We start from the raw sequence: 13,423 nt of genomic DNA on the forward strand, positions 1-13,423 counted from the left end.
CCCCCCCCCCCCCCCCCCCCCCCCCCCCCCCCCCCCCCCCCCCCCCCCCCCCGGGCCTCACTCGGCTTCCGGGACCTCGGCGGCGTCGTCGATCGTCTTCTCCTTGGTCCGCTCGGCGGTGGAGAAGGTGTCCTGGACCTCGGTGAGGTGCTCGCGGACCAGGTGCGCCAGGTGCAGCGAGCGGTCGTAGGCCGCGCCCTGCACCGTCGGCTGCGCCGCCGAGTCCCACTTCTCCTGCGCCCCGCACAGCGAGCACGCCTGGGTGCCGCCGGAGTGCTGGTAGTCGAGCTGCACGGGGTGGATGCGCACGGTCGGCACGGCGGTCTCCCTGGGGTTCGGCGGTCCGTTCCGGAGCCGCCACCCTAACCCCGCGCGCCGCCCGGACCGGGCAGGCGACGACGGCTCGGCCCGGTGCCGGTCCGGGACGCGCGGGGCGGGTCCGGGCGGCACCGCCGCGAGGCCCAGCGGCTCCCCACGAGGGCCTCGTGGGGAACCGTCCGCACCCGCGCGGCACCGCCGGGGTCCCGGGTGCGGACGCTCAGGGAGTGCTCAGCGCCAGTTGGCGGGCCTGGCAGACGAGCCTGCCGGTGGAGTCGATGACGAGGGTGTCCTCGTCGAACCACTGGCCGTGCACGGCCTTGGACTCGACGACCAGCCGCAGCCAGCCGTTCGCGGGCCTCGCCCGCAGCAGGGCCGTGAGCTGCACGGTCGGCGACCAGCCGAACCGGCCCAGGTTGAACGTGACGGGCATCGTCAGGTCCCCGGCGACCAGCGCGAACAGCAGGTCCGGCTGGCCCTGGTGCGGCCGCGCCCACATCCGGAGCCGCAGCGGCCCCTCGGTGCTGCCGTGCAGGAATCCGGCGCCGCGCGGATCGAGCCGCATGTCGCAGGCCTTGGCGAGGCCACCGGGCTGACCGGAGTCGGCGCTGGCGAGGTCCACCGCGTCCGGCGGCGGGTTCACCGGCATGTCGGGCAGGTCGGACCAGGCCGGTTGCTCGTCCGGCACGGTGCCGAGCGTGAGCGTGGCGTCCACGCAGGGCTGGCCCGCCTGCTCCAGCACGGCCCGGACCGCGGTGACGGTCCGGCCCACCTTGAGCCGCTCGGTGCGCAGCAGCACCGGGCCCACCTTCGGCGGGCGCAGGAACTGCGCGCTGACCGACAGCGGCTCCAGCGAGGTCTCGCCCACGGCCGCCCGGCTGAGCAGCGCCAGCAGGTGACCGCCGTGCGGGCGGTCGCCCACGGCCCAGTCCGGGTGCAGGTCGGCGACGTAGGTGCCGTCGCCGAGCGGGCGGACGGTGAGGGTGTCGAGGAAGGGGGTGTCGTTCACGCGCGACCCGCGCAGTGCCGGCGTCGCTCCTGAGCGAGCGAAGCGCGAATCGTACTCATACTTCGATCTTACGTAACGCGCCCGAAGTTGATCACGACCCGGGGCGCGGCTCCGGCTCGTCGGAGCTCCCGGGCCCGCGCAGGTGCAGGCGGGCGAACACGAGCGACTCCGCGAGCAGCGCGGCGCGTTCCTGCTGGTTGCGAGCCTTGCGGCTGTTCACCTCCAGCACCACCGAACCGCCGAAGCCGTCGGCGGCCAGCAGCTCGCAGATCTCCGCGCACGGCTGGGTCCCGTGCCCCGGCACGAGATGTTCATCACGGGGCACCCCGGTCCCGTCGGCCAGGTGCACGTGCGCCAGCCGGTCCTGCATCCGCTTGTAGAGCTCCACCGCGTCCTCGTGCGCGGCGGCGGCGTGCGAGAGGTCCAGGGTGTAGCTGGGGTAACCGACCTCGGTCGGGTCCGGCGAGGGCCGGAACGCCGAGAGCCCGCTCGCCCGCCCTCCCCGCAACCGGTTCAACCTGTTCGGCGGCCGGATCGGGAACATGTTCTCCACCGCGACCCGGATGCCGCTGGTCTCCTCCAGCTCACCCACCAGCTCGCCGAAACCGTCGGCGTAGCGGCGCTGCCAGCGGAACGGCGGGTGCACCACCACGGTCGAGGCGCCCAGGTCGCTGGCCGCCACCACGGCCCGGCGCAACCGCTCCTCGGGCTCCGGGGACCACACCCGCTGCGTGATGAGCAGGCAGGGCGCGTGCACCGCCAGGATCGGCACCCCGTGCTCGCGGGAGAGCCGGTGCAGCGCGGGGACGTCCTGGCTGACCGCGTCCGCCCAGACCATCACCTCGACCCCGTCGAAGCCCAGGTCGGCGGCCATCTCGAACGCCGCGCGGGCGGGCTGGGGCCACACCGACGCGCTGGAGAGGCCGACCGGGATCTCAACTCCGGACGGCTCGGTCGACCTCGTCTGCGGTTGCGGTGTCATGTGCTGCCCCAGCGTCTCGCGCGCTCACCACCTGATGTCACCCCGGCGGGCCCGGCCTCACTGCCCGATCAGCAGCAGCGCGACGGGTGACACGGTGCAGATCAGCCCGACCAGCACCGCGAGCAGGATCGTCTGCAGATCGTCCGTGCGCAAGAACTTCCGCGCGATGAACACGAGGGCACCGGTGATCGCCAACGCGGCGACCAGCGCGGCGATCGGGATCGCCATCCACAGCCAGCGGAACGCGAACCACACGGCGCCACCGCACACCAGCCCGGCGCCGCCCTGCAGCGCCAGCACCAACCACTCCTTGCCGGTGGTCGGCCGGGACTCGTCCTCGTCCTCGTCGGCGTCCCCGGCCCGGTAGTCGTCGGCGTCCAACCCGGCGGGCAGCGCCTCGTCGTACTCGTCGTAGACGTCGTCGGCGTCGTAGACGTCATCCGCGTCGTAGCCCTCGCGGTACTGCCCGGCCCCGGCGTCCTCGGGGTAGTCGTCGTAGTCCTCGGCCGCCGGGTAGCCGCCGTCCTGCTGGCCGTAGTCGTCGTAGTCGTCGAAGTCGTACGGGTCGCCCGAGCGCTGCGGGGCCTCCGGCGCGCCCGGGTAGGCCATCATCGCGGTGCTCTCGGCGGCCGCGCTCTTGGCCTCGGCCTCTACCCGGGGCAACTGCTCGGTCGCGCCCTCCAGCGGGATCGAGCGGGTCGCCGGGTCCGGGGGCGGTGCGGGGGCCCTGGCGGGCAGGGCGGGCTGCTGGACGGTCATCTCCGCGTCCGAGGGGCCCGCGTCGGCGGGCTCGGGCGGCGCGGTGGCGCGCGGCGGGGCGCCGGCCGCGGCGAAGCGGCGGGCCCAGAAGCCCGCCCCCTGGCCGCGCTCCGGCTCGGCGGGCTGCTCGTCCTCCGGTTCGACCGGCTGCGGAGCGCCGGGCGGCGGCCCCGCCGCGGGCGGCGCGTGCGGCGCCGGCCGCTGCGGACCCGCGGTCGGCGGACCGCCGTACGCGGCCGGCGGCTGCGCGGCCGGCGGCGGACCCGCGGGCGACTGGGCGGCAGGAGGCTGCCCGGCAGGAGGCTGCGCGGCCGGCGTCTGGGCGGCCGGCGTTTGGGCGGCCGGAGGCTGCGCGGCGGGCGGCGGCGAGGCCGCGGGCTGCGGGCCGGTGCCCTGCGGGGCCTGCCCGGCGGTGTCCTCGGCCTCCTCCGGCTTGATCGCGCGCATGGTGCCGCTGTCCGAGAGCACCCGGTCGATGATCGCCTGCGGAGCGGTTTCGCTCGGGTCCTCGGCTCGCCTGCGTCGCCTGTGCGCGCTGCGCTGGGAGCCACCGCCGTACTCGGCGAGCAGCTCCGCGACGGTGCGCTGGCTCGGGTGCTCGGACCCGCTGTCCCGACTCATCGATTCCACCGTGCCCCGTCGTGGGCTTGCAGTCCAGTTCCCCGGTCCGCGTCCAACCCGTTCGCGGACGGCGGCTCCGCGTCGGACGACCCGGGTTCGGTGCGGGTCCGCATGGCAGTGTGGTCCTCTCCGTTGGCGTGGTCCAGCCGCCGGAGGATGACTCCTTCCCGCAGCGCCCACGGGCAGATGTCCAGTTCAGCGACCCCCAGCGCCCGCATCACCGCCTCCGCGACGAGCGCCCCGCTGATCAGCTGGTGCGAGCGCGCGCTGCTCACCCCGTCCAGCCCGGCCAGGTCGGCCGCGGACATCCGGGTGATGAACGACAGCAGCTGCCGCAACCCCGTTTCGGTGAGGGTGCGCCGCACCCGGGGGCCGGCCGAGGCGGGTGAAGCACCGGTCAGCCGCGCCAGCGAGCGGAAGGTCTTGGAGGTGGCCACGGCGCGATCCGGTCCGCCGCTCTTGCGGAACCGCTTCGCCGTCGGCGCGAGCTGCTCGTCCAGCCACTCCCTCAGCTCGGCCACCTGCCGCTTGCTCGGCGGGTCCTGGGGCAGCCTGGTGCGGGCGACGCGCCCGGCGCCCAGCGGGAGCGAGGCCGCGAGGTCGGGCTGCTCGTCGATGCCCAGCGCCAGCTCCAGCGAGCCGCCGCCGATGTCGAGCAGCAGCAACCTGCCCGCGGACCACCCGTACCAGCGGCGGGCGGCCAGGAAGGTCAACCGCGCTTCCTGCTCGCCGGAGAGCACCCGCAGCTCCACGCCCGTCTCCTCGCGCACGCGCGCGAGCACCTCGGCCGCGTTGTCGGCCTCGCGAATCGCGGAGGTCGCGAAGGCCAGCAGCTCCTCGCAACCGGACTGCTCGGCGGCCTGCGCCACCCCGGCGACCGTGCCGACGAGCGCGTCGGCGTCGCGGTCGGCGAGCAGGCCGTCGGCACCGATCCGCTCGGCCAGCCGCAGCACGGACTTCTCCGATGTCATCGGGGTCGGATGGGCACCACGATGCGCGTCCACCACGAGCAGGTGGACGGTGTTGGATCCGACGTCGAGCACCCCTAGGCGCATGGCCGACAACGTTACCGGCCGCGACCGGACCCCCGGGGTGGGTGGGTGCCGGGAAGCGGCCCGCGGTCGGGCGGTCCCCCGTCGCCCGTGCTCGCGCCCGGCCGCGCGGCCGGGTCGGGCGCCGTGATCCGCGCTCGCGGACGGGCGGCGCGGGTTCCGCCACCCGGCCCCGCGCGGGGCGGGGCCGGGGCAGGTGGTCAGACCTCGAACTTGTAACCGAGACCCCGGACGGTCACGAGGTACTGCGGCTCCGCGGGGTCCGGCTCCAACTTGGAGCGCAGCCGCTTCACGTGGACGTCGAGGGTCTTGGTGTCGCCGACGTAGTCGGCGCCCCACACCCGGTCGATCAGCTGGCCGCGGGTGAGCACCCGGCCCACGTTGCGCAGCAGGTACTCCAGCAGGTCGAACTCCTTCAGCGGCAGGCTGATCTCGGCGCCGGAGACGGTCACCACGTGCCGCTCCACGTCCATCCGCACCGGGCCCGCCTCCAGCACCTGCGGCTGCGCGTCCTCGGCCTCTCCGCCCCGGCGCAGCACCGCGCGCACCCGCGCGATCAGCTCCCGCGCCGAGTAGGGCTTGGTGACGTAGTCGTCGGCGCCGAGCTCGAGCCCGACCACCTTGTCGATCTCGCTGTCGCGCGCCGTCACCATGATCACGGGAACGGCGGAGCGCTGCCGCAGCTGCTTGCACACGTCGGTGCCGCTCATCCCGGGAAGCATCAGGTCCAGCAGCACGATGTCCGCGCCGTTGCGGTCGAACTCGTCCAGCGCGTCCTGACCGGTCGTCGCGACCGCGGCGGTGAACCCCTCCTTGCGCAGCAGGAACGCCAACGGGTCTGCGAAGGACTCCTCGTCCTCCACGATCAGCACCCTGGTCACCGGACTCCTCCCGTTTCGACGGTTGCGACCCCGTCCGCCCTGTCGATCCCGGGCCGGGTCTGGTCCCGGCCCCGCTCAGCCCCCGCGTCGCCCCCGGCCCGGCCGGAAGCGGTGCGCTCCGGCTCGCCCCGCGCGGTGCCCTCGGCACCGGATCCCGCGTCAGCGCCCTCGGAATCGGAGCCGTGCCGCGGTACCCGGAGGGTGAACGTGGAGCCGGTGCCGAGCCTGCTCCACAGCTTCACCTCACCGCCGTGGTTGGCGGCGACGTGCTTGACGATGGCCAGCCCGAGCCCGGTCCCGCCGGTGGCCCTGGAGCGGGCCGGGTCGACGCGGAAGAACCGCTCGAACACCCGCTGCTGGTGCTGCGGGTCGATGCCGATGCCCCGGTCCGTCACCGCGATCTCCACGAAGTCGCCGACCATCCGGCGGCTCACCGAGACCGGGGAGCCGGGCGGGGAGTAGGACACCGCGTTGTCGATGAGGTTGCTCAGGGCCGTCACGAGCAGCGTGCGGTCCCCGTCGAGCAGCAGCCCGCTGGGCTCGTCGAGCGCGATCTCGATGCCCGCGGACTCGGCCGCGATGCCGGAGCGCCCGAGCGCCTCCTCCACGACCGCGTCGACCTCGACGGTGTTCAGCTCCGGCAGGCGCTCGGCGCCCTGGAGCCGGGACAGCGCGATGAGCTCGGAGACCAGCGTCCCCAGCCGGGTGGACTCGTGCAGGATCTTGCCGGAGAAGCGGCGCACCTCCTCGGCGTCGTCGGAGGCGTCGATCACCGCCTCGGCCAGCAGCGCCAGGGCCCCCACCGGGGTCTTGAGCTCGTGCGAGACGTTGGCGACGAAGTCCCGCCGGGTCGCCTCCAGCCGGACCGCGTCCGACTCGTCGCCCGCGTCGACGACGGCGAAGCCGTCCCCGAGCGGGCGCACCTCGCCCAGCACGGCCGACGGGCCGCGCCCGCGCAGCGCGGTGCGCGCCGGCGGCGAGAGGTCCACGGGAGTCGGCTCGCCGGTGTCCAGGGCCCGCTCGGCGGCGGCGCGGGCGCGGTGGTCGGCCCGGCTGTCCCGGACGAAGCCGAGTTCGTCGGCGCGCGGGTTGTGCAGCACCACGTCGCCGAAGCGGTTGAGCACGACGATGCCGTTGTTGGTGCTGTGCACGAGGCGTTGCAGCAGTTCCGCGACGGTCGGCCCGGCGGGTCGCTTCAGCTCGCGGTGCCGCGCCGTCCGGGCGGCCAGGTACCCGGCCGCTCCACCGATCGCCAGCAACCCGATGATCAGGGCGCTATAGCCCAATGCGGTCACGTCTGCATCGTAAGCAGGGAGACGCGGGGGAGGACCAGTCCGCGAGCGCGATCCGTGACACCCGCGACATGAATCGGGCGGTTCTTCACCCTCGATTCACCCGGAAGTGTGGCCTGGTTCAGCTGCGGAACCGCCGGAGCCCACGGACGTGCCGGCGGCGGCGACTCCGAACGAGCCGGGGCCTACTTCCAGGTGACCCCCGGACGACGACGCCCCGCCCCCGGGCGGCCGGGAGCGGGGCGAGCGCGGCCGGGCCGATCAGCGGCCCTGGTTGGCCACCGCGGCCGCGGCCGCCGCGGCGGCGTCCGGGTCCAGGTAGGTGCCGCCCGGGTTCACCGGGGAGAGCTGCTCGTCGAGGTCGTAGCGCAGCGGGATGCCGGTCGGGATGTTCAGGCCCGCGATGTCGGCGTCGGAGATCCCGTCGAGGTGCTTCACCAGCGCGCGCAGCGAGTTGCCGTGCGCGGCGACCAGCACCGTCCGCCCCGCCCGCAGGTCCGGCACGATCGCGCTCTCCCAGTACGGCAGCAGCCGGGCCACCACGTCCTTGAGGCACTCGGTGCGCGGCATCTCGGCGCCCAGGTCCGCGTAGCGCGGGTCGCCCTCCTGGCTGTACTCGTCCGCCGGGTCGATCTCCGGCGGCGGGGTGTCGTAGGAGCGGCGCCAGAGCATGAACTGCTCCTTGCCGTAGGCCTCCAGGGTCTGCTTCTTGTTCTTGCCCTGCAGCGCGCCGTAGTGCCGCTCGTTGAGCCGCCAGTCCCGGCGGACCGGGATCCAGTGCCGGTCGGCCCCGTCCAGCGCGAGGTTGGCGGTGGTGATGGCCCGGCGCAGCAGGGAGGTGTGCAGCACGTCGGGCAGCACCCCGGACTCGCGCAGCAGGTCGCCACCGCGCCGCGCCTCGTCCGCGCCCTTGTCCGAGAGGGGCACGTCGACCCAGCCGGTGAACAGGTTCTCGGCGTTCCAGGTGCTCTCGCCGTGTCGCAGCAATACCAGAGTCCCGACAGTCATGGGCTCAGGCTATGCGAGCCGCTCCGGGCGACGCGGCCCACCGCCCGGGCCGCGGCGGCGGTCCGGGCCGTTCCGCCGGGCCGCCGGAGGCGTCCGGCACGACCGGACCAGTGCTGCGCCGAACGGACGCATCCGGACCGCCCCGCACCGGGGCCTCGGCTCGGCTCGAGCGAGGGCCGTCCGGCTGCGCGGCGCCGCTGGACCCCGCACGTAGATCACTCAGAGCAGCACGCCACCGTTTCGGGTGATGATCTTCGGGTGAGCCTCGTTGCTGGCAGCGGCCCCGCGAATCGGTTGTGGTCGTCACCCGACGGTTATGTATTCACCGTGGCGTTGTGACACTAAAGTGTCGTCGCTCACATTTGGGGGCGCTATACCGACGGGAATAATCCACCACGTTACCGCCGGTGAGTAAGATCACTCGTATGGAGTAAAGGTTCGGACTTGTGGCCAGTGCGTGACTCTGCGAAGTTGACACTGCTCTCGCGGATCGGCTCCCACGCACTCCCCGATCCATGCGGGAGCGAGATGAAGAGCGTGGTTCGTCTCCCCCGTCGAACCACGCCCCGCCGGGCCCCGGGTGCCCCCCGCCCACTGGGCCCGCTGGCGGGAACCTCACGCGCGTGGGGCGGTTCGAGCTCGCGACTCCCCCTCTCTCCCGAACCGCCCCCCGCGTCTCCCCCGGCCCCGCCGGGAACCGCTCCCGGGCGCCGCCCGCGGATCCGCGCGACCGGGGGCCAGCTCCGAACGACCGGCGGCGGGTGGACTTCCTCGCGAGGACGCGGAGAGCGCCGCAGATCGGGGTGCCCGACCGCACCGGCGAACGACCGACGTCAGGCGTCCGCCGGAGGCAGCGCGCCCTCCCGGCTCACCAGCTGCTCGAAGGGGCGCAGGTTGGCCAGGGACTCGCCGCGCGACTCGCGCCAGCCCCACTCCCGCCGGATCGCGGTGCTGAAGCCCAGTTCGAGCAGGGTGTTGAAGTCCCCGTCCGCCGCCTCCAGCACCTGCCCCAGCAGCCGGTCCACCTCCTCGGCGGTCACCGCGTGCAGGCCGACCCGGCCCACCAGGTAGACGTCGCCGCTGGAATCGATCGTGTAGTGCACGCCGTAGAGCCGGGAGTTGCGGCGCAGCAGGTACCGGTAGACCTCCTCGTGCGCCTCGTCCGGCTGCCTGCACACGAAGGCCTCCACGACCAGCGCGTGCTCTGCGACGATCAACCAGCAGTTGGTCTGCAACTTCTTCGTCCCCGGCAACGTCACGAAGAACCGGCCGTCGGACTCCCGCCGGTAGTCCAGCTCGGCCGCGTCCAGCGCGGCCCTGATCGTCTCCGCTGCGCTCACGCCGTCTCCTCCGTGTTGAACTGCGAGTGGAACGCTCGCCGCGCCCGCGCGTAGGTCTCCAGCAGCGCGTCGGTGGTGCGCTCCCAGGAGAACGCCTCGGCGTGCGCCGTGGTTCCGGCCCGCAGCCGCTCCCGCAGCCCGGTCTCGGCCACCGCCTCCAGCGCCGCCGCCCACTGCCCGGTGCGGTGCCCGTCGACGAGCAGCCCGGAGCGCCCGTCGGCCACCGCGACCGGGAGCCCGCCGACCGCCGCCGCGACCACGGGAGTACCGCAGGCCTGCGCCTCCAGCGCCACCAGGCCGAAGGACTCGTTGTAGCTGGGCACCGCCACCACGTCCGCCGCGCGGTAGACGTCGGCCAGCGCCGCACCGCCCTGCGGTGGCAGGAAGCGCACCACGTCGCCGATGCCGAGCTCCCGGGCCAGCTCCCGCAGCGCCTCGGGGCGTTCCAGCCCGGTCCCCGAAGGTCCGCCCACCACCAGCACCTCCAGCCGGGAGCGCAGTCCCGGCCGGCGCACCAGCAGCTCGGCGGTCGCGCGCAGCAGCACGTCCGGCGCCTTCAACGGCTGGATGCGGCCGACGAAGGCGAGCACCAGCGCGTCGTCGGCCACCCCGAAGCGCGCGCGGGCCGCCGCGGCGTCGCCCGGCGCGAACCGGCGCAGGTCCACTCCCGGCGGGATGGTCGCGATCTCCCCGGGGTCCGCGTCGTAGAGCCGGATCAGGTCCTGCGCCTCGACCTCGGTGTTCGCCACGAGCCGATCCGCCTCGGCGACCACCTGCTCCTCGCCCAGGACCCGCACCCGGGGCTCCGGGGCGTCCCCGGCGGCCAGCGAGGCGTTCTTCACCTTCGCCAGCGTGTGCGCGGTGTGCACCAGCGGCACGCCCCAGCGCTCCCGGGCGAGCCAGCCGACCTGGCCGGACAGCCAGTAGTGCGAGTGGACCAGGTCGTAGAAGCCGGGCTCGTGCCGCGCTTCCGCGCGCAGCGCGCCCGCGGCGAACGCGCACAGCTGCGCCGGGAGCTCGTTCTTGTCCAACCCCTCGAACGGGCCGGCCACCACGTGCCGCACGGTGACGCCCGGGGCCAGCTCCGCGACCGGGGGGACCTCGGAGGAGGTGGCGCGGGTGAAGATCTCCACCTCGACCCCGCGCTCGGCCAGCCGGGTCGAGGTCTGCGCGATGTAGACGTTCATGCCGCCCGCGTCACCGGTCCCGGGCTGCTCCAGCGGCGAGGTGTGCAACGAGAACACTGCGGCGCGGCGGGGCCGCATCCGGGCGGTGCCAGAAGTCATCGACTAGCCCTATCGCAAGCCTTGTCGGGGGCGACCCCGATCCGTTTCGGACGCTGTGGATCCGACGCCCGGACGGGGGAGAACATTCCTGGGCACCGGCGCGCGGCGACGAGACGCTACCCGAGCAACGCGCTGAACAGCACCGATGACGAAGCGCGGGTGATGGTCTTCACACGAGCACGAGGGCCCGCGCGGTCGCACCGCGCGGGCCCTCGAATCCCGGATCAGCGCCGGATCACCAGCCCCTTCGAGCGGGACGGGTGCACCGGAGGCGGGTCACAGAGCGGACTTCTGCGTCCACTGCTGCCAGTCGAGCATCCAGTCGTAGACGTCGTAGCGGGGTTCCATCGTGGTCACCGCACCGGTGACCTCGATCGGGTCACCGATCATCGCGCTGTCGAAGTAGGCCTTCGCATCGGCCTCGCTCAGGTTGATGCAGCCGTGCGAGGTGTTGACCTTGCCGAGGTTGGCGCGGTTCTCCTCGTTCTCGTGGATGAACTCGCCGTGGTTGGACATCCGCACGGCCCACTTCTTCTCCACGTCCGTGTAGCCGTAGCGCGGGTTGTCCATGATCTCGACGGGGTTCATCTCCATCACCATGTACGTGCCGTTCGGCGTGTTCAGCTCCGGGTCGTGGTCCTTGCCGTAGCTCGCCGCGTAGCTGGCGACCTGCTGACCCTTCCGCTCGACGACCATCTGGTGCGTGGAGGCGTCCGCCTTGACGATCTGCGCGCGGCCGATGGAGAACTTCGTGGTCAGGTCGGAACGGCCGTACTCGCCCTCGCCGTAGTCCACGCCGTACAGGTTCGCGTCCACCTCGACCTGCGTGTTCGCGGGCCAGTACTCCTTGGGCCGCCAGTCCACCTGGGTGTCCGAGAGCCACGCCCAGGCGCCCTCGACCGGCACGGAGGTGCGCACCTCCAGGGCGCGCTCGGCGGCGGCCCTGTCGGTGACCGCGGAGTCGAACTTGACGCTGACCGGCATCGCGATGCCGACCTCGCTGTGGTCGGTCGGGTTGATCGTGGCGCGAACGGTCCGCTCCGGGGAAACGGTGGTGAAGCTGCCCTGCACCGGGACGCTCTTGCCGTCGGTGCCGGTGGCCTCCCCGGACCAGGTGTAGGTCTTGCCGTAGCCGAGCTGCTCCCCGGCCGTCCAGCTGCGGCCGTCGGGGGCCAGCTCGCCCTCGACCTCCTTGCCGTCGCCGTTGGTGAGCGCGACCTCCTCGAGCTCACCGCCCTCCACGGTGGCCTTGATCGGAGCCGCGGGGTTCACGTCGGAGCCGCCGCCGGGTTCCAGGTGCACCTTGGCCTTCGGGGCCTGCGCCTGGGCACCGGCCCCGCCACCACCCGAGGGCTGCGATCCGCACCCCGACACCAGCAGCACGGCCGCCAGCGCTGCCGCCAACGCAGTCCACAGCAGCCGTACCCGCGACCGACTCACCCTGCTCAGCACTCCTTGACCTCGATCCCGTTCCGACGTGTTCTCGCTACCCGAAGACGTGCGGCACCCCGAAAAGATGTCGCCGCTCGACAGTGTGTCGTGTCACAGCATCTTCGCCGCAGGTGCCCCCGGCCTGCCGGGAGAGCACGATCGAGCGGGTCGAGATCGGTGCACGCGGCCGTGACCAGCGCGAAGCGCCGGATCGAGCGAGGAGCGGCCGCCGCCCGCCGCCGGACCGCGCGCGGATCGCCCGCAGCGCGTCCCGCGACCGTGGGGCAACTCACCGCACCTCCGCGATCACACCTGGAGTTGGCGGTGCACCACGCACAGCTCCACGTCGAGCTCGGCGAGCACGTCCGCGATGGGGCTGGCGAAGCCGGTCATCCCGCTGCGGGTGCCCGCGAACAGCAGCCCCACGATCCGCCCGTCGTGGTTGACCACCGCGCCACCGGCGTCCCCGAACCGCAGGAAGGCGCCATCGGCGGCGGGGCTGTCGATGCGGATCTGCTCGCGCAGCACCCGGATGCCGAGCGCGGCCCCGTGATCGATCCGCAGCGTGGCGTCCACCGAGGTCACCACCCCGCTCGTCACGCCGCTGCCGTAGCCGCGCTTGCGGACCTGTTCACCCGGGTAGGCGGCGCACTGCCCCGTCACCGGTCCGATGCCCGGGATCACCGGGGAGTGCGCGACGCCGCGCCCCAGCGTCACGGCCGCCGCGTCCACCCGGCCGGAGAGCGCGCCCCGGGCCAGATCCGCGTAGACGTGCCCGGTGTCCGGGTCGACCATCCGGTCGCCGACCGCCCAGCCGTCGTCCAGGCAGGCCACGTCGAACGTCGTCAGCCCCATCGTCGCGACCGTCGGCGGATGCCCGACGACGAGCGCGCCGAGCGTTCCGGTCCGCCGGTAGCGGCCCGGGTACCGGGCGTCCGGCGGCGCGAGCTGGACCGACCGGCAGGGCGAGAGCCCGTCGCCGCCTGCCACCGCGCCGACGTGCTCGAAACCGCGGCCGCGCAACGCCACCGACTCCTCGGCGCCGGTGTGCACGTGCTGCAGCAGGGGCTTCTCCTCCACCACGTCGGTCGGAATGCCGAGCACGTCCGTTGGGATGTGGGTGCCGGGCCAGACCCGGTCCGGGGGACGTTTGCGCGCGACCGAGACGACGATTGCCTGCTCACCGGTGAAGCGCCCGTTGGTGCGCTTGCCTCCGATGTCGACAGCCGTGACTCCCGGGAGGTCCAGCAGCTGGTCCTCCACGGCGCGCTTGATCGGCCTGATGACCGCTCTGTCCCGAAGTTCCCTGATGCTGAGCATGGCGGCCCCCTCCAGCTACCATTTAACACTCAGGGTTAAGTAATAGTCACGAAGAGTCACCCTTCCGGCCGGACGGCCGCGGGTGGTCCCGGCGCGGACATCGCCGGACGAGCCGGATTCGAGT

Annotated in this window: 12 protein-coding genes; all 12 read right to left on the minus strand. The window is 73.5% G+C overall.

The annotated features are described in order from the left end of the window. Positions 1–57: 57 nt before the first annotated feature. Positions 58–318 (minus strand): hypothetical protein, encoded by a 261-nt coding sequence (locus ACL03H_RS13985; protein WP_412811644.1) that lies wholly within the window; start codon positions 316–318, stop codon positions 58–60. Between the two features lie 220 nt (positions 319–538). After that, a complete protein-coding gene (locus ACL03H_RS13990) occupies positions 539–1,327 on the minus strand; it encodes a thioesterase family protein (protein ID WP_412811645.1) in 789 nt (262 codons plus the stop codon). A 91-nt stretch (positions 1,328–1,418) separates the two neighbouring features. Further along, positions 1,419–2,309: a sugar phosphate isomerase/epimerase family protein gene (locus tag ACL03H_RS13995; RefSeq protein ID WP_412811646.1), complete on the minus strand. Its 891-nt coding sequence runs from the start codon at positions 2,307–2,309 to the stop codon at positions 1,419–1,421. Between the two features lie 57 nt (positions 2,310–2,366). Continuing rightward, positions 2,367–3,689 (minus strand): hypothetical protein, encoded by a 1,323-nt coding sequence (locus tag ACL03H_RS14000; RefSeq protein ID WP_412811647.1) that lies wholly within the window; start codon positions 3,687–3,689, stop codon positions 2,367–2,369. After that, positions 3,686–4,744: a Ppx/GppA family phosphatase gene (locus tag ACL03H_RS14005; protein ID WP_412811648.1), complete on the minus strand. Its 1,059-nt coding sequence runs from the start codon at positions 4,742–4,744 to the stop codon at positions 3,686–3,688. The genes ACL03H_RS14000 and ACL03H_RS14005 overlap by 4 nt, the downstream gene beginning before the upstream one ends. A 197-nt stretch (positions 4,745–4,941) precedes the next feature. Beyond that, positions 4,942–5,622: a response regulator gene (locus tag ACL03H_RS14010; protein ID WP_412811649.1), complete on the minus strand. Its 681-nt coding sequence runs from the start codon at positions 5,620–5,622 to the stop codon at positions 4,942–4,944. After that, positions 5,619–6,917: a sensor histidine kinase gene (locus ACL03H_RS14015; protein ID WP_412811650.1), complete on the minus strand. Its 1,299-nt coding sequence runs from the start codon at positions 6,915–6,917 to the stop codon at positions 5,619–5,621. Before ACL03H_RS14015 ends, ACL03H_RS14010 begins: the two co-directional genes overlap by 4 nt. A 258-nt stretch (positions 6,918–7,175) precedes the next feature. After that, on the minus strand, positions 7,176–7,922 hold the full coding sequence (locus ACL03H_RS14020; protein WP_412811651.1) for a phosphoglyceromutase: 747 nt from the start codon (positions 7,920–7,922) through the stop codon (positions 7,176–7,178). 833 nt (positions 7,923–8,755) lie between these two features. Further along, positions 8,756–9,262 carry a type III secretion system chaperone family protein gene (locus ACL03H_RS14025; RefSeq protein WP_412811652.1) on the minus strand — a complete coding sequence of 169 codons (507 nt, stop codon included), beginning with the start codon at positions 9,260–9,262 and terminating at the stop codon, positions 8,756–8,758. Then, positions 9,259–10,548: a D-inositol-3-phosphate glycosyltransferase gene (gene mshA / locus ACL03H_RS14030; protein ID WP_412811653.1), complete on the minus strand. Its 1,290-nt coding sequence runs from the start codon at positions 10,546–10,548 to the stop codon at positions 9,259–9,261. The genes ACL03H_RS14025 and mshA overlap by 4 nt, the downstream gene beginning before the upstream one ends. A gap of 276 nt (positions 10,549–10,824) precedes the next feature. Next, positions 10,825–11,988 (minus strand): L,D-transpeptidase, encoded by a 1,164-nt coding sequence (locus tag ACL03H_RS14035; protein WP_412811654.1) that lies wholly within the window; start codon positions 11,986–11,988, stop codon positions 10,825–10,827. Between the two features lie 297 nt (positions 11,989–12,285). Further along, the gene (locus ACL03H_RS14040; RefSeq protein ID WP_412811655.1) at positions 12,286–13,299 is read right to left on the minus strand and encodes a chymotrypsin family serine protease; all 1,014 of its coding nucleotides are present in this window, start codon (positions 13,297–13,299) and stop codon (positions 12,286–12,288) included. Between the last annotated feature and the right edge of the window lie 124 nt (positions 13,300–13,423).

It is taken from the genome of Saccharopolyspora antibiotica, from assembly GCF_047200635.1.
GTDB lineage: Bacteria > Actinomycetota > Actinomycetes > Mycobacteriales > Pseudonocardiaceae > Saccharopolyspora_C.